The following is an 18,804-nucleotide window of genomic DNA, read 5'->3' as shown; positions in this document are numbered from 1 at the left end:
GATACGACGCGTCAGGGCGCGGCAGACGGCGCCCAGGCTCACATGGGCGCAGGTCAGAACGGCGCGATGCGGCTAGGCGCGGTCCGTGCGAGAGGCGGCCACCTGCATCATTCCCTTCGGGCTTCCGGTGCTCGCCCGGTCGTTACGCGGCCTGGCCCCTGTCCTCGTCGGGCACTCTTGCGCACGCCACGCGGCACCGCCGTCCATTCAACGCAAAAGTCGCACCGATCGTCAAACCAAAAGCGCCTTCGTCGCCGCCGGGCGGTCCGGGGCGCGACCGGCCCGGCCGGACCGCGCGGACGGTGGGTGACCGGACGGTCGCCGACCCGGCAAAGTCGGTCGAGACGGGACGTTTTGCGCATGTCTCGCCGCCGCGGCTATTCTCCGAAAAGCCCGACTTGATCTTGAACGACCACGGAGCCTCCCGCTCCTCGCACGTGATGGGGGTCGTGCATGGGCGGCCGCAGGGGCAACAACGGCAACGGGGGCGGCAACGGGGGCCGCAGGGGCAACGCGGCCTCGGGGGCCGGCGGCGTCTTCGGCAGGGCGACGTTCCCCGCGCCGCGCCGCACGGGGTCCGGGGACCGGCCCGCGCTCCCGCCCGGACCGAGCCGGCCCGCGCGCCCGTCCGGCCGGAACGGGAACCCGCGCAACGGCGGCAACCCGCAGTCGCAGGGGCGGCCGACCGGCAACACCCCGGCGGCCAGCGACCCGGTCGGCATCGTCGCGGGCGAGGTGCTGCTCTCCCAGACGGACGTCACGCTCCCGGGCGTCCTGCCGCTGACGCTCCAGCGCACCCACATCTCGACGTACCGGGCGGGCGCCCTGTTCGGGCCCTCGTGGGCGTCGACGCTGGACATCGCCCTGGAACTGGACGGCACGGGCGTGCGGTTCCTCCAGGAGGACGGGTCCGTCCGGACGTATCCGCAGCAGCTGGTGCCGAACGTCGAGTTCCTCCCGGAGGCGGGCCCGCGGGAGCCGCTCGTCCTCACCGGCGACGGCGGGTACCGGCTGACGAACCCGCGGACCGGCGTCAGCCTGCATTTCCCGGCGCCCGGCGCCGACACCGGCTGGTCGCGGCTGCCCCTCACCGCCGTCACCGACCGCAACGGCAACCGCATCGAGTTCGTGTACGAGGACCGGGTCCTCGCGGAGGTGCGGCACTCGGGCGGGTACCGGGTCGTCGTCGACACCGTGCCGTTCGGCGAGGAGCGCCGCGTCGGCGCGCTGCGGACCCCGGACGGAACGGTCCTGCGCCGGTTCGGCTACGACCCGCGGACCGCGGACCTCACCGAGGTGTTCGACTCCTCGGGCCTCCCCCAGCGGTTCCGGTACGACGACGAGCACCGCCTCACCGGGTGGACCGACCGCAACGGCCACTGGTTCCGCTACGCGTACGACGGCGAGGGGCGCGCCGTCCGCACCGAGTCGTCCGACGGGGTGCTGAGCGCGACGCTGGCGTTCGACCCGGACAACGCCCTGACCCGGGTCACCGACGCGCGCGGCCACACGACCGTCTACCGGTACAACGAGCGCCACCAGGTCGTGGAGGTGGTCGACCCGCTCGGCAACGCCACCCGGTCCGCGTGGGACGAGTTCGACCGCCTCCTGTCGACGACGGACCCGCTCGGCGCGACCACCACCTACTCCTACGACGAGCGGGGCAACCTCGTCCGGGTCGGCTACCCGGACGGGACGAGCGCGTCCGCCGAGTACAACGAGCTGAACCTCCCCGTCCGGTTCGTCGCGGCCGACGGGGCGGTGTGGACGCAGGAGTACGACGAGCGGGGCAACGCGGTCCGCGTCACCGACCCCGCCGGGAACACCACGACGACCGAGTACACCGCGAACGGCGCCGTCGCGGCGGTCACCGACGCGCTCGGGCACACCACCCGCGCGGAGACCGACGCGGCCGGACGGACGGTCGCGATCACCGATCCGACGGGGGCCGTCACCCGCACCGAGCTCGACGCGCTCGGCCGTCCGGTCTCGCTGACCGACCCGGTCGGCGGGGTGACGCGGCTGGAGTGGACGGTCGAGGGGCGGCTCCTGTCGCGCACCCACCCGGACGGGGCCGCCGACCGCTGGCGCTACGACGGCGAGGGCAACCAGGTCGAGCACGTGGACCCGCTCGGGCAGACGACCCGCGCCGAGTTCGGCCCGCTGGACCTGCCGGTCCGGGTGACCCGCCCGGACGGCTCCACGCTCGCGTTCGCGCACGACGCCGAGATGCACCTGACCTCCGTCACCACCGGCGGCGGGATGTCGTGGACGTACGAGTACGACCCGAACGGCAACCTGCTCGCCGAGACCGACTTCAACGGGCGCACCGTCCGCTACGGCTACGACGCGGCGGGGCGGCTCGTCACGCGCACCAACGGCGCGGGCGAGACGACGGCGTTCACGCGGGACGTGCTCGGCAACACCGTCCGGACGGACGCGGCGGGCAAGGTGACCACGTTCGCGCACGACGCCATGGGGCGCGTGACGGAGGCGCGGAACCGCGACGCGACGGTCGTCCGCACCTACGACCCGCTCGGCGACCTGCTCACCGAGACGGTGAACGGCGCGACCGTCGCCTACGAGCGGGACCCGCTGGGCCGCGTCCTGGCCCGCACCACGCCGTCCGGCGTCCGGTCCACCTGGACGCACGACCCCACGGGCCTGCCCACGAGCCTGTCGACCGGCGGCCACGCGCTCGCGTTCGGGTACGACGCGGCGGGCCGCGAGACCGAGCGCCGCATCGGGGCGGCCGCCGCGCTCGTCCAGCGCTGGGACGCGGCGCACCGCGTCACCGGCCAGACCGTGTGGGGTGCGCCCGCCGCGCCGGGCGAAGGGGCCCGGCTGCTGCAGCACCGCACGTACGCGTACCGGCCGGACGGCGGGCTCACCGGCGTCACCGACCGGCTCGCCGGCGACCGCGGCTACACCCTGGACGGGCGCGGCCGCATCACCGCCGTCCAGGCGCGGGGGTGGAGCGAGCGGTACGCCTACGACGACGCGGGCAACCTCGCCCGCGCCGAGCACCCGGCGGCCGATCCGGACACCGCCGGGGGCGGCGCCCTCGCCCACGCCGGGACGCTCGTGCGGAGCGCGGGCCGGACCCGCTACGAGCACGACGCGCAGGGCCGGCTGGTGCTGCGGGAGCGGGTCACGCTGTCCGGCAAGCGGCTGCGGTGGCGGTTCCACTGGGACGCCGAGGACCGCCTCGTCGGCACCGAGACCCCGGACGGGACCCGCTGGAGCTACCACTACGACCCGTTCGGCCGCCGCACCGCCAAGCAGCGCCTCGCGCCCGGCGGCGGCCCCTCCCCCGAGGTGTACCTGTTCGCCTGGGACGGGACGCGGCTCGCCGAGCAGGTGCACATCGGCGGCGGCGCCTCCCGCGTCACCACCTGGGACTACACCCCGGGGACCCACACGCCGGTGGCGCAGACGAGCGCCGCGCGGGCGGCGTCCGCGCCGCAGCAGTGGATCGACCGGGAGTTCCGGGCGATCGTCACGAACCTCACCGGCGCGCCCACCGAACTCGTCTCCCCGGACGGCACCGCCGCGCCCGTCCCGCCCGCCACGCCGTGGGACGTCCCGACGACGGCCCGGCCCAGCCCGTGCCCGCTGCGCCATCCCGGTCAGTACCACGACCCGGAGACGGGGCTGAACTACAACCTCAACCGGTACTACGACCCGGAGAGCGGCGGGTACGCGTCCCCGGACCCGCTCGGGCTGGCGCCGCAGCCGAACGCGCACGCGTACGTCCCGAATCCCACGACGTGGATCGACCCGCTGGGCCTCTCGCCCCGGTTCAGCGCGGGGCCGAACGGTACGATCACCGACAACCGACCGGAGCGGGGCACGCGCGGCCGGGTGTCGGCCCGGGACAACTACGAGCCGCCCCTGGTCCGCAACGCGCCGAAGGGGCCGTGGAACCTGGAGGACCGGATGGCCGCCGCGCGGAACATGCTCACGAACGAGGCGTTCGGTTCCGAAGGCAAGGCGCGCGGGAAGACCTGGGTGGGCGCCGTCAACACGCGGACGGGCGAAGTCGCGGTCACGACCTCGGGGCGCGGGAACTGCGCCGAGCCGAACATCCTGGTGGGAACGGGGTGGAACATGAACGACGTCCAGTTCACGCGGGCGCTCATGCTCGACAAGATGGACAACTTCCCGGGCGGGAAGGCATGGCAGGAGCGCGCCGTCTGCACGACGTGCCAGAGCATCTTCCCCCGTGACCGGTTCGCGCCGGGCACCTCGGCCGACCCGGGAGGTGCCTGGGCATGACGAACCGGCCCGCCATCTCGGACGCGCAGGCCCGCCACGCGTTCGCGCTGCTCGAACGTGAGCTCGACGCCGTCCCGTGGAACCGCGTCCGGTGCGAGTGCGGGCAGACGGGCGAGCATCTGGCGTCCGCGATACGGGACGCCGCCGACCCCGACTCGCCCGCCCGCGAGCTCGGCTTCGACCTCGAAGGGCACATCCAGTACGACACGTACGTGTACGCGGCCGCGGTGCCCATGATCGGCGTGCTCCTCCAGGCGCTGCTGTGCGACGTCGCGCCGGGGCTGCGGCGCGACATCCTGCAGAACCTCTGGCGCATCGCCGGCGGCGAGGGGCCCTACGCCGACGAGTGCTTCCCGCGGCTGGTGCGGGGCACGTCCGTCCTGTACCGGGAGCTGGAGCACGGGGAGACCGCGTTCGCGCGGGACGTCCTGGAGGCGCTGGACGAGGACGACGACCGCCGGGCGTACTACGCGCGCATGTACGGGGAGGGCTGAGCGGCCGATGTCGGAGAAGTCCCGCCTGCTGAAGGCCAACGCGGACCTGTACGACTACCCGCTCGCCGTGTTGGAGCTCGAACGCCGCGACTGGACGTCCCTGCGCTGCGGGTGCGGGCGCGACGCGGCCCACGTCCGGGACGCCGTCGCGTCCCTGCTGGCCGGGGGCGGGGACGGGTCGGGGCTCGTCGACCATCTGGGCGGCGGCGACGCGGGGCTCGCGGCGCCCGCCGCGCCGGTCGCCGCGGTCCTCGTCAACGCCCTGTCCGACGGTGCCGAGGGCGGCGTCCTCGACGAGATCGCGTTCGTCCTGCTGTTCCTCGCGGACGCGGTCCGCGGCGCGGGGGCGGTGTCGCCGGAGGGCGCGGCGTTCCTGCGGGTCCTGAACGAGGGGTACTACACCGTCCGCGCCATGGGCGCGGGCGCGTACGCCGAGGAGGCGGAGACGATCCTCGGGCTCCTTCCCGGATAGCGGGAACCCCGGGCCGCGCGGGCGGCCCGGGGTCCACGGCGTCCGGATCGTCAGGCGAGGGCGTTCTGCTTGAGCCACTCCTCGGCGACCTTCTCCTGGTCGTCCTTGTCGACGACGATGCGCTTCATCATGTCGAGGAGGTGCTGCGTCGTGAGCTTGGCGGACACGGCGTCGAGGGCCGTGCGGGCCTGCTCGTCGACGCCCTTCTCGTAGACGAGCGGGGTGACGTTCTGGGCGCTGAACACGTGCTTCGGGTCCTCCAGGACGACGAGGCCGTGCTCGGCGATCATGGGGTCGGTGGTGAACAGGTCGGCGGCCTGGATCTCGTCGTCGACGAGCAGCTCGACGAGGGTCGCCTGGGCGCCGGCGTCCAGCGGCTGGAACTTCTCGAACTTCAGCCCGTACTGGCTCTCGAGGCCGACGAGGCCCTGCTGGCGGGTCTTGAACTCGGACGGCCCGCCGATCGTCATCCGCCCCGCGACGGACGCCAGGTCCTCGATCGTCTTCAGGTCGTGCTTCTGCGCGGTCTCCTTGGTGACGGTGACCGAGTCCTTGTCCTCGGCCGCCGCGGAGGCGAGGATCGCGACGCCGTCCGGCAGCTTCGCGGTGAGCTCCTTGTTGATCTCCTCGGTGGTGGCGGCGGTGCTCTTCGGGTCGACCGAGGTGGTCAGCAGGGCTCCGTTGTACTCGGGCATGACGTCGATGCCGCCCTTGACGACCTGGTCGTAGTAGACCTCGCGGGCGCCGATGTTGAACTTGCGCTCGACCTTGACGCCCTTGCCTTCGAGGGCCTGCGCGTAGATCTCGCCGAGGAGCGCGCTCTCGGGGAAGTTGGCGCTGCCGACGGTGACGGCGGACGCGTCGCCGCCCCCGCCGGCCAGGGGGTTGTCGCCCGAGTCGTCCCCGCCGCCGCAGGCGGTCAGGGCGAGTGCGGCCGCGAGGCCCACGACCGCGCCGCGGATCATCTTCTTCATGGGTGTGCGTTTCCTTCCGTGGGGACGGTCAGGAGCGGGCCGTTCCGAGCAGGCCCGGGGAGACGAGGAGGCGGCGCAGCACCGCGAAGACCAGCTGGACGAGCAGCGCGAGCGCCACGACGAGGACGGTGCCGCCCACGACGAGCTGGTAGTCGTTGCGGGCGAGTCCGTCGATGATGTAGCGGCCGAGGCCCCCGAAGCCGGGGTAGGCGGCGAGGGTCGCGGTGGCGACGACCTGGATCGCGGACGTGCGCAGGCCGAGCAGGATCAGCGGCATCGCCATCGGCAGCTCGGCGCGCCACAGGACGCTCCACCCGGTCATGCCCATGCCGCGCGCGGCGTCGCGGGCGTCGGCGTCGACGCCGCGGACCCCCTCGTAGGTGTTGACGAGGATCGGCGGGACGGCCAGCGCCACCAGGGCGATCAGGACCGGGGTGATGCTGTAGTCGATCACGACGATGACCAGGACGAGCCCGAACGTGGGGATCGCGCGGGCGATGTTGGCGACGCCGGTCGCGAGGAACCCGCCGCGGCCGGTGTGCCCGACGAGCAGGCCGAGCGCGAGCCCGATCAGCGCGGCGAAGAACAGCGACGTCCCGCTGTAGACGAGGTGCTGCCAGAGGCGGTGCGGGATGCCGCCCTCGCCCTCCCACTGCTCGCCCGACGTCAGCCACGTCCAGGACAGGTCGATCTGGTTCCACACATCGTTCATGACGCACCTCGCGCGCGGGCCCACGGGGTCAGGAAGCGCTGCAGCGCGACGAGGAGCGCGTCGGTGACGAGCGCGAGCGCGACGATCAGCACCGAGGCGGCGAGGATCTGCGTCGGGAACTGCAGCTGGTACCCGCGGACGATGTCGTAGCCGAGGCCGCCCTGCCCGATGAGCTGCCCGACGGCGACGAGGCTGATGGACGAGACGGCGGCGACGCGCGTCCCGGCGATGACGACCGGCACGGCGATCGGCAGCTCGACGCGGACCAGCCGGCGCAGCGGGCCGAAGCCCATCGCGGTGGCGGCCTGCCGCACGGGTTCGGACACCGAGCCGAGGCCGTCCACGACGTTCGGGACGAGGACCGACAGGCTGTACAGGGTCAGCGGGATGATCACCGTGGAGGGGGTCAGCCCGGTGTACTGGATGAAGACCATGAACAGCGCCAGCGACGGGATCGCGTACAGGACGTTCGCGAGCGTCAGCGCCGGCGGGTACAGCCAGCCGTAGCGGCGGCACAGCACGCCGAGCGGCAGCGAGATCAGCAGTCCGAACAGCACCGGCAGGAGCGCGAGGCGGAGGTGGAGCAGGGCGTTCTCGGACAGGTCGGCGGTGTGCTCGCCGATCCAGCCCCAGTCGATCTCCATCAGGCGGACGCCCCGTCCTCGCCGCCCGGCACCGTGGCCGCGGGGGACGGCGCGGACGGCGCCGCGGGCGGGGACTCGGGCGGGGACTCGGGCCGCACGCGGGTGCCGGAGGCGCTGATCGCGGCGCCGAGGTCGGCCTGGTCGGCGAGGCCCAGCACGCGCCCCTCGCCGTCCACCGCGACGGCCCGGCCGGACGGCGACAGGATCGCGGCGTCCAGCGCGGCGCGCAGCGAGTCGCCCTCGATGGAGAACGAGTGCCCGATGGGGGCGAGCCGCGCGTCGGCGAGGACGCCCTCCGCGGGGAGCGCGTCGGCGGCGGCCCAGCCGAGCGGGCGGCCCGCGACGTCGACGACGAGCGTCCAGCCGTCCGCGGCGTCCCGGGCCTGCTCGACCGGCGCGTCCGCGGGCAGGATGCCCCGCTCGGACAGCGGCGCCTCGGCGGCGGGGACGAACGAGAGGCTGCGGATGCCGCGGTCGTGCCCGATGAACCCGGCGACGAAGTCGTCGGCGGGGCGGGCGAGGAGGTTCCGCGGGCTGTCGACCTGGACGAGCTCGCCGCCCGTCCGGAACACGGCGATGCGGTCGCCGAGCTTGATCGCCTCGTCGATGTCGTGGGTGACGAACACGATGGTCTTGTGCAGTTCGTCCTGGAGGCGGAGGAACTCGTCCTGCAGTTCGGCGCGGACGACCGGGTCGACGGCGCTGAACGGCTCGTCCATCAGCATGATCGGGGGGTCGGCGGCGAGCGCGCGCGCCACGCCCACCCGCTGCTGCTGCCCGCCGGAGAGCTGGAACGGGTAGCGCTTCGCCATCGCCGGCTCCAGCCCGACGAGCTTCATGAGCTCGTGGGCCCGGTCGCGGGTCTCCTTCTTCTTCCGGCCCAGCAGCCGGGGCACGGTCGCGATGTTGTCCTCGACGGTGCGGTGCGGGAACAGCCCGGCGTGCTGGATGACGTAGCCGATGCCGCGGCGGAGTTCGGCGGGCTTGCGGTCGCGGACGTCGCGGCCGTCGATGAGCACCCGGCCCGCGGTGGGGTCGACCATCCGGTTGATGGTGCGCAGCGCGGTGGTCTTGCCGCCGCCGGACGTCCCGACGAACACGGTGATCCGGCCGGTGGGGCACTCCAGGCTGACGTCGTCGAGCGCGACGGTGCCGTCGGGGTAGCGCTTGGTGACGCCCTCAAAGGTGATCAAACGGGATCACGTCCTCGCTGGGCGCCGGAGACGCCGATGTTCGATTTCGGCCATCTGCCCAACCGTAGCCAATGGGTACCGCACGTGCAGCGCCCCAATATGACCGAAACGTCGCCTATACAGGCCGATAGCCCGACTCGATGTGACGGTCGCCTCATTCACCGCCCGTCGACGTCCGGACGCGCAGCGCCGGTTCGCGGACGACGCGGCCGCCCCGGGCCCCGCCGCCCGCAGCGCCGTCGCCGGCACCGTCGACGCCGCCGACGACCAGCCCGACGGCCGCCTCGACGATGCCGTCGATGTCCCAGTCGACGCTCGTCAGCGGCGGGGTCAGCAGCGCCGACATCGGATGGTCGTCGTACCCGCAGACGGCGACGTCGCCCGGCACGTCCAGGCCGAGTTCCCGGGTCGCGGCGTACACGCCGTAGGCCATCGAGTCGGTGAAGCAGAACACCGCCGAGGGACGGTCCGGCCGCCCGAGCACGCGCAGCGCGGCGTCCGTCGCGGCGGCGAGGCCCTGCGGGACCGCGACGACGTCCGCGCGCAGCCCGAGCCGTCCGGCCTCGGCGTCGACGTGCACGTCCGCCGGACGGTCCGGGGTGCTGGCGCGGGTGGCGGTGAACACCGCGAGGTGCCGGTGCCCGAGGCCGCGCAGATGCTCCAGGGCGAGCGTGACGCCGCGCCGGTTGTCGAACACGACCTCGCCGTGCGACCGCCCGCCGTGCAGCGCGTCCCCGATCGACACCACCGGCAGGGCGCCGCCGATCTCGGCCCACAGCGCGGCGGCCGGGTCGAGCGGCTGCACGATGAGGCCGTCCACCCGCTGGTCGCGCAGCCGCCGGGCGAGCGCGAGCTCCCGCTCCGGGTCGCCGCCCGCGTCGACGATGAGGGCGTACCGGTCGCGGGCGAGCAGCGCGCGGCCGATGCCGACCGCGAGCGACTGCTGCCAGTAGTCCTCCAGCGAGCCGCACAGCAGCCCGATCTGCCCGGTGCGCCCGCTGGCGAGCGCGCGGGCGATCGGGTGCGCCTCGTAGCCGAGCCGCTCGGCGGCCGCGCGGACCCGCGCCTGCGTCTCCTCCGACGTCTGGACGCCGCGGAGCGCGTACGAGACGGCGGCGGGCGACAGGCCCGTCTCCTCGGCCACTTCCCGGATGGTCGCGCGTTTCCCCCTCGCCGCCATCCTTCACACCCTAGGCGGCGGGGCCGACAGGGCGCCCGTCGAGCCACCGGTCCGTCACCGCGCACACGGCGACGGCCGTGCCGAAGCACACGGCCGCGCCCCTGAGCAGGCCCGCCTCGTAGTACACGTCCGTCACCGCGCGGACGGCGGCGAACCCCGCGAGCCCGCCCGCGGCGAGCGCGGCGGACGCCTGCCCGCACCACAGGAGCGTCCGGCGCGGACCGGCGCCCGCCAGGGCCGCCCGCAGCGCGAGCCCCGCCGCCGCGCCGCACACCAGCAGCCCGGCCGCGCCCGCGAGCGGCGGCGAGCCCAGGTTCGGGCCGTACCGGACCGCGAGCGCGGGCACCAGGAACAGGACGAGCGCGTACCGCAGCGCGTGCCGCACGCTCGCCACCGCCCGTCCCGGCTCGCCGCCGGGCAGCCGCCCGGCCGCCAGGCGCGCCGCCGCGAGTACGGCCGCGGCGGCCACCGCCCCCGGCAGCCGCCCGCCCAGATGCCCGAGGTTGTAGAGCAGCGCGGTGTCGTACACCGTGAGCACCAGGTGGCCCAAGGCCCAGACGGACGCGGCGAAGGCGAGGAGCCGCGCGGGCGACGAGACCCGCGGGCCGCCGTCCCCGTCCCGCCGCGCGAGCCACCGGACGAGCGGGGGCGTGACCGCCGCCGCGCACACCCGGATCGCGATGTCCTCGGTCGTGTACGGGTTGCGCAGCCCCCACTCCACGGCGCAGAACACGAACGTGTACGACAGGGACGCCGCCCAGACGAGCCACGACCCCGCGACGCGCCGGTACAGCCCGCGGTCCAGCCACCGCAGGACCGTCACGTAGGCGAGCAGCACGAAGGGCAGTTCGAGGAACGCCTGCACCCGCAGGACGGACGGAGCCAGCAGTTCGGGCCCGGGAACCCGTTCGGCGACCGCCCGCATCGCCGGACCGTCCGCCAGCGCGAACCACCCCTCGGGCAGGTACCGCGCCACGAACGCGGCGTCGCCGCCGTGCACCCGGAGCACGTAGACCGTGAACAGCACCTGGTTCACGTACACGAGCGCCACAACGATCCCCAGGACGACCTCTGGGCACGCGAACCGGGAGGGAACCGGTCGGCCTTCGTTCCTCAGGCCGCCCGGGAGAAGGACCCCCCGGCGCGGGACGTCGCCCCCCGGACGCGGGTCTTCGTCGTCGTTTCGGTGGTCGTCATGGGGCGGGGTGGGGTGGAACCTTGGGCGGGCGGTCGCCGCGAGGGTCGCCGCCGTCGATGCCAGGACCGCGGCGTCCACCCAGAGCCTCATGCCGCGCCAACCTAGTGCCGGCCGCCCCGGCGGCGCGCACCGGTTCGAGGGACGCGCGGAGGCGCGCCTTCATCCAGCGCGCGGCGGGGCCCTCCACCAGCCGGTGCACGGCGTAGGACAGCAGCAGGGACGCGGCGACGGTGGCGGCGAGCGCGCCCCAGCGGCCGGCGGCCGGGTACAGGGCGTCGACGAGCGGCAGGGCGAGCTGCGAGTGCACGAGGTACAGCGGGTAGGTCAGCGCGCCGAGGACGGTCAGCCCGCGCCAGCGGATCCACCTGAGCCTGCCCAGCGCGACGAGGCTCATCAGCGCGAAGATGCCGGTGACGGCCACGCCGACGGCGATCTCGTTCGCCTCTTCCCACGCCGTGCGCGCGCGCCACGCGCCCCAGTGCAGGGCCAGGAGCCACGACACGGCGACGTATCCCCACAGGAGCAGGGTGGGGCCGAACTTGTAGATCATGAACAGGGCCATGCCGCCGATGAAGTACGGGCTCCACGTCGGCAGCAGCATGACTTGGAGCAGTTCGTTGTCCGCCTGGTTGGCGTAGAGGCCGCCGAACAGCCAGGCGGCCATGAAGACGAGGCAGGAGCGGTACGTGATGCCGATTCCAGCGAGGACGGCGACGAGCACGTAGAAGTGGAGCTCGACCCAGAGCGTCCAGTACACGGCGTCCACGTTCCGGACGTCGAGACCGCCCTGCAGCATCGTCAGGTTGGGGATGACGAGGCCCGGCGCGCCGTGCCCCATCCGGAACACCGCGTACACGGCGGCGCCGAGCAGCACGCTGAACCAGTACGCCGGCATGAGGCGGACGAGGCGGGAGACGCCGAACTCGCCGGGCCCGCGTCCCCACGCGCTCAGCAGGATCACGAATCCGCTGATGACGAAGAACAGGTCGACGCCGAGGTACCCGTGGCTCGTCACGGCGCCGAGGCCGGGGAAGACGTCCAGCGAGGGCTCCGGCCACGGGCCGGCGCCGTCGAAGCCGGTGAAGTGGTACAGCACCACCGCGACCGCCGCGAGGAAGCGCAGCAGGTCCAGCTCGCGGAGCCGGCCGTGCCCGGGGCGTCCGGGCGCGGGGAGCGGCGGCAGGTCCCGCGGGCCCGCGTCCCGCGGGGGGCGGTCGTCCGGGGGGAGGGCGGGCGGGGGGAGGTCGGGCCGGGACCGGACCGCCGTCGGCGGCGCCGCGTCCGCGGGCGGGGATTCGTGTCGGGTCACCGGCGGAACCCTCTCGGCGCCGGGTTTCCCGGCGCGTACCCGGACGTGAGGAGCGGGTGAACGGCCGGTGTAGGTCAGACCTCCGGACGGGCGACACGCGGCGGGGGGCGCGGGCGGTCCGCTCACGGGAGGGTGTCCGGATCAGTAAGATACGGATGCATCCCCCAGTTCTTGGACGGTCTCCATGTACCTTCGCCGCGCCCGTCGCGGCGCGGCGTTGACGCTGTGCCTTGCCGTGCTGGCCGGCCCGTGGGCCGTCGCGGGCTGCTCGGCGGTCGCCAACCCGGTGCACAGCTCCGCCGTGGCGGACGAGCCGTCCGCACCGGCGTCGGGCGCCCCGCGGACCGCGCCGCCCGTGGTGATGTTCCTCGGCGACAGCTACACGGTCGGCGAGGTCGGGGTCGCGCCGGAGGAGACGTACGCGTCCGGGACGGCGCGGCTGCTCGGCTGGCAGGTGATCGTCGGCGGGCGCGGCGGCACCGGGTTCGTGAAGACGACGAACGGCCGCGACGACTTCCTGGGCCTGTTCGAGATGCAGCTCGGCTGGCGGCCCGCGCCGGACATGCTGGTGGTGTCCGGCGGCCACAACGACCGGCGGGTGCCGCCCGCGGAGGTCGCGGCGGCCGCGCGGACGCTGCTGGACCGCGCGGCGCAGCGGTGGCCCGGCACGCGCCTGCTCCTGATGGGGCCGATGTGGGGCAACGGGACCCCGACGCCGCAGGTGCTCGGCGTCCGGAACGCGCTGCAGCAGCTCGCGGGGCGGCTCGGCATCCCGTTCGTCGACCCGCTCGCCGAGCAGTGGATCACCGGCGGCCGGGTGGGCGGCAACGCGTCCCGGTACATCAAGGCGGACGGCACCCACCCCACCCCGGAGGGCCACCGCTACCTGGCGTCCCGGCTGGCCGCCGCCGTCGAGCGCCTGGGGCTGTCCGCGCCGGTGCGGCAGGCGCCGTAGCCGGCGGCGTCACGCGGGACGGGCGAGGCTGAGCGAGAAGTCGCCGGCGGGGTCGGTCCAGAACTCGGTGAGGGCGAGGCCCGCGGCGCCCAGCTCGCTCTCGAGGCGGTCGCGCCGGAACTTCGCGGAGATCTCGGTGCGCATCTCCTCGCCCGCGGCGAACGACACGTCGAGGTCGAGGCCGCCGATGCGCACGTCCTGGTCGCGGCGGGAGCGCAGCCGCATCTCGATCCACTCCTCCGCCGCGTTCCAGCAGGCGACGTGCTCGAACGCGGACGGGTCGAAGTCGGCGTCCAGTTCGCGGTTCAGCACCCGCAGGACGTTCCGGTCGAACTCGGCGGTGACGCCGGCGGCGTCGTCGTAGGCGCGGACGAGCCGGCCGGGGTCCTTGACGAGGTCGGCGCCGAGCAGGAGGAAGCCGTCGTCGCCGAGCGCGGCGCCGATGCCGCCGAGGAAGCCGATGCGGGCGGCGGGCGGCATGTTGCCGATCGTCCCGCCGAGGAACGCGACGAGCGTGCGCTCCCCGCCGGGGAGCAGGTGCAGGTGCTGCTCGTAGTCGGCGGCGACGGGCCGGACCGCGAGGCCCGGGTGGTCGGCGGCGATGCCGCGGGCGGCGTCCTCGAGGAAGTCGGCGCTGACGTCCACGGGTATGTAGGTCCGGAGGGTGCCGGAGAGGGCGTCGAGGAGGAGCCGGGTCTTCTCGCCCGACCCGGCGCCGAGCTCCAGGAGGGTGCGGGCGCCGGTCGCGGCGGCGATGTCGGGGGCGCGGGCGGTGAGGATCTCCCGCTCGCGCCGCGTCGGGTAGTACTCGTCGAGCGCGGTGATCTGCTCGAACAGCTCGCTGCCGCGCTCGTCGTAGAACCACTTGGGCGGGAGCGTCTTGGGTACGGCGGTGAGGCCCTCCCGGACGTCGGCGCGGAGCGACTTGGCGAGGTCGTCGGCGGTCAGGAACCGGTCCACGTGGTTCTCCTTACAGGGATTCGATGCGGACGCCGGACGCGCGGTCGGCGGTGACGAGGCTGCGGTCGGGGACGCGTTTCCACCCGGGGCCGCCGTCGAGCGGCTCGGACGCGACGCGGATCGCGTCGGCGTCCTCCCGGACGAACAGCGAGTCGCCCCACGTGGTCGCGGCGAGGGCCGCGCCGTCGGCGGCGAGCAGGTTGTAGCGGCCGGGGGCGAACGCGGTGACGGCGGCGACGGTCGCGGCGAGGCCCGCGCCGAGCCCGGCGCCGTCCCGCCAGTGCCGCGCCGCGATGGCGAGCAGCGGGGCGGAGTCGAGCGGGGCGCGGGCGTCCGGGACGCGCGCGACGTCGCCGGCGAGCTCGCGGAGCCGGCCCTCGACCTCCGCGTAGCCCCGCACGACGCCGTTGTGGCTGAACAGCCGGCCTTCGGCGCGCAGCGGCTGGGCGCCCGACTCGTCCACCGGGAACCCGGCGGTCGCCGACCGGACGGCCGCGACCGCGCACGACGCCCGCACGGTCGCGGCGATCTCGCGGAACGACGCGTCCGTCCAGAGGGGCTGCGCCCGGCGGAACCGGACGGCCTCCCCCGCGGCGTACCAGCCGACGCCGTACCCGTCGGCGTTGAGGAGGTTGCCCTGCGTCATGCGGGGCGCGTACGCCTGCGTCTCGAGGGAGTGCTCGCCGTCGTAGACGAGCGAGTGCAGCGTGCGTTCGGGGCCGAGGTACCCGAGGTGGCGGCACATCAGCGGGTCCCGGCGTCGCGCGCGCAGCGGAACCCGGAGAAGATCTGCCTCCTGATCGGGTAGTCCCAGTTGCGGAACGAGCCGCGGATCGCGAGCGGATGGGTCGCCCAGGAGCCTCCTCTGAGCACCTTGTATTCGGGTCCGAAGAAGACTTCCGAGTACTCCCTGTAGGGGAAGGAGCGGAATCCCGGGTAGCCGTGGAAGTCGGACGACGTCCACTCCCAGACGTCGCCGAGCATCCGGCGCACGCCGTAGGCGGACGCGCCCGACGCGTAGGAGCCTTCCTGGGACGGGCGTAGCGCGCGCTGCCCGAGGTTCGCGCGTCCTTCTTCGTACACCTCTCCCCACGGGTACTTGCGGGACCTCTGCACGGCGGGGTCCCAGCGTGCGGCCTTCTCCCATTCGGCTTCGGTGGGCAGCCGCTTGCCCGCCCACCGCGCGTAGGCGTCCGCCTCGTACCAGCACACGTGCTGGACGGGCTCGCCGGGCGGGACGGGTTCGGTGCGCCCGAACCTGCGGCGGAGCCACTGCCCGCCCTCGCGCCGCCAGAACGCCGGGGACCGCTTCCCGCTGCCGTTGCGCCACTCCCATCCGGCGGGCGTCCACCAGCGCGGGTCGTCGTACCCGCCGTCGTCCATGAACCGCGTGTAGGCGGCGTTCGACACCGGTTCGGCGTCGATGTAGTACGACGGCACCTCCACGATGTGCCCGGGGCGCTCGTTGTCGTACGCCCACGGCTCGTCCGACGTCCCCATCTGGAAGGGGCCGCCCTCGACCAGCACCTCGTCCCGCGTTCGGGCGCCGGGCTCCCGGACGGTCCCGCCGGGCGGGTCGAGGAGCGCGGGGGCGCCCGCGCGGAGCTGGTGGGTGGCGAGCATCGTCTCGTCGTGCATGTGCTCGTGCTGGACGACCATCCCGTACACGAACCCGCCGCCGGTGAGCGGGTCCGGGGTGTCGAACGGGACGGACGGCAGCGCGTCCAGCACCTTCGCGCGGACGGTCGAGATGTACGCGCGGGCCTCGTCCGGCGGGAGCAGCGGCAGCGACGGCCGCGCGGCGCGCGGATGCTCGAACGCGTCGTAGAGCCCGTCGATCTCCGGGCGCATGGCGTCGGCGCCCGCCGCCGCGCGCAGCAGCCACAGCTCCTCGTAGTTGCCGACGTGCGCGAGGTCCCACACGAGCGGCGACATCAGCGGCGACACCTGCGCGACCAGGTCGTCCTCGGCGAGGACGTCGGTGGTGAGGCCGAGGCTGCGGTCGCGGGACGCGCCGAGCTCGGTCGCGATCAGCTCTTTGAGGGCGTCCTCGTCGCGGACCGGTTCGGTCCGGGTCACAGGGGGCATGCCGGGTCCTCCTCGTGGACGGTGGTGTGCTCGGCCGGGTCGTCGGCGGGGCAGCGGCCGCGCTCCACGTAGCGGCCGGCGTACTCGGCCACCAGCGGGACGAGCCCGGCCGCGCCGAGCCGGGGCAGCGCGTCGAGCGCGGCGGCGAAGCAGGCGCGGGCGGCGGCGGCCAGCGGCGGGTCGGCCGGGCCGGACCGCGCGGCCTCGGCCCAGCGGTCCGCGACCGGTTCGGCGGCGGCCTCGGCGAGCGCCGACGCCGCCGGGTCGTCCAGCAGCGCGGCGACGACGGCGACCGGGACGGCCCAGTACGGTCCGGGCAGCGCGTCGATCATCCGCAGTTCCAGCCAGCCGCGCGGCCGGACGGGCGGGAACAGCGTCGACAGGTGGTAGGCCAGGTCGTCCGGGCCGGGTTCGCCCTTGCCGAGCCACTCCAGGAACGACATGCCGGGGTCGGACACCCACTCGCCGGACGCGGTGTGGACGAGCATCACGCGGGCGTCCAGCGCGTACCGGGTCCACGCCTCGGCCGGGTCGCCGTCGCCGTCGCGCAGGACGGGGAGGGTGCGGCAGGGGTCGAGCTCGGTCCAGATGCCCTGCCGGGACGACCGGAGCCCGGTGCGGCGCCCGGCGCGGACGGGCGAGTTGGCGAACGCGGCGACCAGCACGGGGCCGAGCGCGTGGGCGAGCCGCCAGCGGCGGGCGGCGTCCGCGCGGTCGGCGCCGATGTCGACGCAGACCTGCACGGACGCGGTGGAGCACATCATGGCCTCGCCCGCGTCGGGGAACCCGCCGGAGACGAAGTAGTCGCGCATGCAGCGGTAGCGGGGGTGCTCGGCCTGGAAGCGGGGACGGCGGACGGGGTCGACGCCGTGCCCGGCGAGGGCGAGCCCGGCCGGGGCGAGGACGTCGCGGACGCGGGCGATGTCGCCGGCGAGCGCGGCGTGCAGGGCGGACAGGCCGGGGTAGGGCGCGGAGCTGAGTTCGAGCTGCCCCCCGGGTTCGTAGGTCACGGTGCTGCCGCCGGGCGGCGGCCCGGCCGCGGCGGCGTCGGCGTCCATGAGGGCGCGGACCTTCGCGGCGGGGACGTGCGCGGCGGGATCGGCGGCGTCGACCACGAACCACTCGGTCTCGGCGCCCACCGTCCCGGGCGGGCCGGTCTTGAAGCAGACCCCGTGTATGTGCTGGTAGACGTCGTCCACGGTCAGCCGGGTCACCCTTGACTCCTCTGGTCGGTCGACGGGTTCGGATCCTTCCCTGCTGAACCGCATCAGATATCCGGCGATTTTCATGATCTTCCTGAAATCTCCGTGAACATCACGGTTCGCACCCGTCCCGATCACCGTCCGTGGCATTCCGCGAATCACCCATTACCGGACTTCTCACCTCTTGACTGGACGCGCTACAGTCCCGATCACCACCGGTGTGCGCGCCTGCCGAAGGATGGGTTCCGAGCGATCGGGCCGATCGTGCGGGAGACCGGGCACCGGCCCCGCAGGCGGACGACGTGGAGGTCACATGCGCGCAGACACGGGTTCGCTTTACGACGCGCACGCGGACCGCCTCTACGCGTACTGCTGGTCCCTCGTCGGCGACCAGGTCGCGGCCGCCGCGCTCGGCGACGCGTTCGCCGCGGCCGTCCACCGGCCCCCGCGCGGCGACGGCGTCCTGTGGCTGTACTCCCTCGCCCGGACGGTCTGCGCCGACCGCGGCGCGTTCGCCCCGCGCGGCGGACCCCTGTTCGCCGACCCGGACCCGCTGCTGCGCGCCGCCGCGGCGCTGCCCTCCGACCACCGCGAGGCCCTGCTGCTCCAGGCGGGCGAGTGGCTGGACGTCCCCGACATCGCCCGGCTGCTCGGCGTCGCCCCCGACACCGCGGCGCAGCTCGTCGCGACCGCGCGGACCCGGCTCGAACGGGCCGTCCTCGACATCCTCATGCGCGGCACCACCGAACCGCGGCTCGACCTCATCACCGCGTTCGAGAAGGGCAAGCTGCCGAAGCTGCTGGCCCGGCGTGCGCCAGCGCACGCACCCGGCTGGTTGCGCGAGCGGGTCCTCGCCGCCTGCGAGGAGGAGGCGCGGCGGGACGTCCCCACGGTGACCGCCCCGATCCCGCTCGTGGTGCTGGGGCGGGACGCCCCCGCCGAGGACCGCCGCACCCGGCGCCCCGGGCGGTCGGCCACGACGCGAGCAGGCCGATGACGGCGGCGGCCGAGGCCGCGACGCCCGGAAAACCGGAACCGGCCGGACCGCACGGCCGCGCCCTGACCGGCGCAGATGTCACCCCGCCCGCCGATCATGGCCCTGACCTGGGTGAACGGGGAGTAGCCGCAGAACATGCGGCGGTTGA

The 18,804-nt window shown here is 74.5% G+C and carries 16 protein-coding genes; 5 read left to right on the top strand and 11 right to left on the bottom strand.

All coding sequences use genetic code 11. The features are described 5' to 3' along the window. The first annotated feature begins 453 nt into the window (after positions 1-453). Genes DMH08_RS25590 through DMH08_RS25580 form a run of 3 tightly spaced genes read left to right on the top strand, consistent with a single transcriptional unit; the run spans position 454 to position 5,244 of the window. Positions 454-4,278, top strand: coding sequence for an RHS repeat-associated core domain-containing protein (locus tag DMH08_RS25590; protein ID WP_125618288.1), 3,825 nt, complete (start codon positions 454-456; stop codon positions 4,276-4,278). After that, positions 4,275-4,772, top strand: a complete 498-nt coding sequence (locus DMH08_RS25585; RefSeq protein WP_026401096.1) for a hypothetical protein — start codon at positions 4,275-4,277, stop codon at positions 4,770-4,772. The genes DMH08_RS25590 and DMH08_RS25585 overlap by 4 nt, the downstream gene beginning before the upstream one ends. A gap of 7 nt (positions 4,773-4,779) precedes the next feature. Further along, positions 4,780-5,244, top strand: a complete 465-nt coding sequence (locus DMH08_RS25580) for a hypothetical protein (protein WP_125618286.1) — start codon at positions 4,780-4,782, stop codon at positions 5,242-5,244. Between the two features lie 50 nt (positions 5,245-5,294). Here DMH08_RS25580 and DMH08_RS25575 read toward each other — a convergent pair whose 3' ends face one another. The 7 genes from DMH08_RS25575 to DMH08_RS25545 form a co-directional block, all read right to left on the bottom strand. After that, on the bottom strand, positions 5,295-6,218 hold the full coding sequence (locus tag DMH08_RS25575) for an ABC transporter substrate-binding protein (protein ID WP_026401098.1): 924 nt from the start codon (positions 6,216-6,218) through the stop codon (positions 5,295-5,297). Between the two features lie 28 nt (positions 6,219-6,246). Continuing rightward, entirely contained in the window at positions 6,247-6,930 is a 684-nt protein-coding gene (locus tag DMH08_RS25570) for an ABC transporter permease (protein WP_125618284.1), read from the bottom strand. Beyond that, positions 6,927-7,574, bottom strand: coding sequence for an ABC transporter permease (locus tag DMH08_RS25565; protein WP_026401100.1), 648 nt, complete (start codon positions 7,572-7,574; stop codon positions 6,927-6,929). The genes DMH08_RS25570 and DMH08_RS25565 overlap by 4 nt, the downstream gene beginning before the upstream one ends. After that, positions 7,574-8,767 (bottom strand): ABC transporter ATP-binding protein, encoded by a 1,194-nt coding sequence (locus DMH08_RS25560; protein ID WP_125618282.1) that lies wholly within the window; start codon positions 8,765-8,767, stop codon positions 7,574-7,576. The genes DMH08_RS25565 and DMH08_RS25560 overlap by 1 nt, the downstream gene beginning before the upstream one ends. A 154-nt stretch (positions 8,768-8,921) precedes the next feature. Beyond that, the gene (locus tag DMH08_RS25555) at positions 8,922-9,911 is read right to left on the bottom strand and encodes a LacI family DNA-binding transcriptional regulator (protein ID WP_233617799.1); all 990 of its coding nucleotides are present in this window, start codon (positions 9,909-9,911) and stop codon (positions 8,922-8,924) included. 46 nt (positions 9,912-9,957) lie between these two features. Beyond that, entirely contained in the window at positions 9,958-10,998 is a 1,041-nt protein-coding gene (locus tag DMH08_RS25550; RefSeq protein ID WP_125618278.1) for a hypothetical protein, read from the bottom strand. A 142-nt stretch (positions 10,999-11,140) separates the two neighbouring features. Then, positions 11,141-12,454 (bottom strand): acyltransferase family protein, encoded by a 1,314-nt coding sequence (locus DMH08_RS25545; RefSeq protein WP_158642398.1) that lies wholly within the window; start codon positions 12,452-12,454, stop codon positions 11,141-11,143. Positions 12,455-12,638: 184 nt separating this feature from the next. Here DMH08_RS25545 and DMH08_RS25540 point away from each other — a divergent pair, with 184 nt between their 5' ends. After that, complete coding sequence (locus tag DMH08_RS25540) at positions 12,639-13,409, top strand: SGNH/GDSL hydrolase family protein (protein ID WP_125618275.1); 771 nt, start codon at positions 12,639-12,641, stop codon at positions 13,407-13,409. Between the two features lie 9 nt (positions 13,410-13,418). Here DMH08_RS25540 and egtD read toward each other — a convergent pair whose 3' ends face one another. The 4 genes from egtD to egtA are packed head-to-tail and all read right to left on the bottom strand — an operon-like array spanning position 13,419 to position 17,671. Continuing rightward, on the bottom strand, positions 13,419-14,369 hold the full coding sequence (egtD, locus tag DMH08_RS25535; protein WP_125618273.1) for an L-histidine N(alpha)-methyltransferase: 951 nt from the start codon (positions 14,367-14,369) through the stop codon (positions 13,419-13,421). A 10-nt stretch (positions 14,370-14,379) separates the two neighbouring features. Beyond that, positions 14,380-15,114, bottom strand: a complete 735-nt coding sequence (gene egtC, locus DMH08_RS25530; protein ID WP_125618272.1) for an ergothioneine biosynthesis protein EgtC — start codon at positions 15,112-15,114, stop codon at positions 14,380-14,382. Beyond that, positions 15,114-16,457: an ergothioneine biosynthesis protein EgtB gene (gene egtB, locus DMH08_RS25525; protein ID WP_125618269.1), complete on the bottom strand. Its 1,344-nt coding sequence runs from the start codon at positions 16,455-16,457 to the stop codon at positions 15,114-15,116. Before egtB ends, egtC begins: the two co-directional genes overlap by 1 nt. Then, complete coding sequence (egtA, locus tag DMH08_RS25520) at positions 16,445-17,671, bottom strand: ergothioneine biosynthesis glutamate--cysteine ligase EgtA (protein WP_125618267.1); 1,227 nt, start codon at positions 17,669-17,671, stop codon at positions 16,445-16,447. The genes egtB and egtA overlap by 13 nt, the downstream gene beginning before the upstream one ends. 301 nt (positions 17,672-17,972) lie before the next feature. On the opposite strand from egtA, the gene DMH08_RS25515 reads away from it, so the two are divergent. Continuing rightward, entirely contained in the window at positions 17,973-18,656 is a 684-nt protein-coding gene (locus DMH08_RS25515; RefSeq protein WP_125618265.1) for a sigma factor-like helix-turn-helix DNA-binding protein, read from the top strand. Positions 18,657-18,804: the final 148 nt, after the last annotated feature.

Source organism: Actinomadura sp. WAC 06369 (assembly GCF_003947565.1).
In the GTDB taxonomy this organism is placed as follows: Bacteria; Actinomycetota; Actinomycetes; order Streptosporangiales; family Streptosporangiaceae; genus Spirillospora; species Spirillospora rifamycini.
The sequence above is the reverse complement of the archived record's forward strand: the minus strand, read 5'-3'. Positions and strand labels throughout refer to the sequence as shown.

Bases quoted from the DNA above. Each gene is read 5' to 3' on its own strand.
- egtC (WP_125618272.1), bottom strand. From the start codon at position 15,114: ATGTGCCGCCACCTCGGGTACCTCGGCCCCGAACGCACGCTGCACTCG.
- DMH08_RS25580 (WP_125618286.1), top strand. From the start codon at position 4,780: ATGTCGGAGAAGTCCCGCCTGCTGAAGGCCAACGCGGACCTGTACGAC.
- DMH08_RS25515 (WP_125618265.1), top strand. From the start codon at position 17,973: ATGCGCGCAGACACGGGTTCGCTTTACGACGCGCACGCGGACCGCCTC.
- egtB (WP_125618269.1), bottom strand. From the start codon at position 16,457: ATGCCCCCTGTGACCCGGACCGAACCGGTCCGCGACGAGGACGCCCTC.
- DMH08_RS25565 (WP_026401100.1), bottom strand. From the start codon at position 7,574: ATGGAGATCGACTGGGGCTGGATCGGCGAGCACACCGCCGACCTGTCC.
- DMH08_RS25590 (WP_125618288.1), top strand. From the start codon at position 454: ATGGGCGGCCGCAGGGGCAACAACGGCAACGGGGGCGGCAACGGGGGC.
- DMH08_RS25570 (WP_125618284.1), bottom strand. From the start codon at position 6,930: ATGAACGATGTGTGGAACCAGATCGACCTGTCCTGGACGTGGCTGACG.
- DMH08_RS25585 (WP_026401096.1), top strand. From the start codon at position 4,275: ATGACGAACCGGCCCGCCATCTCGGACGCGCAGGCCCGCCACGCGTTC.
- DMH08_RS25540 (WP_125618275.1), top strand. From the start codon at position 12,639: ATGTACCTTCGCCGCGCCCGTCGCGGCGCGGCGTTGACGCTGTGCCTT.
- DMH08_RS25575 (WP_026401098.1), bottom strand. From the start codon at position 6,218: ATGAAGAAGATGATCCGCGGCGCGGTCGTGGGCCTCGCGGCCGCACTC.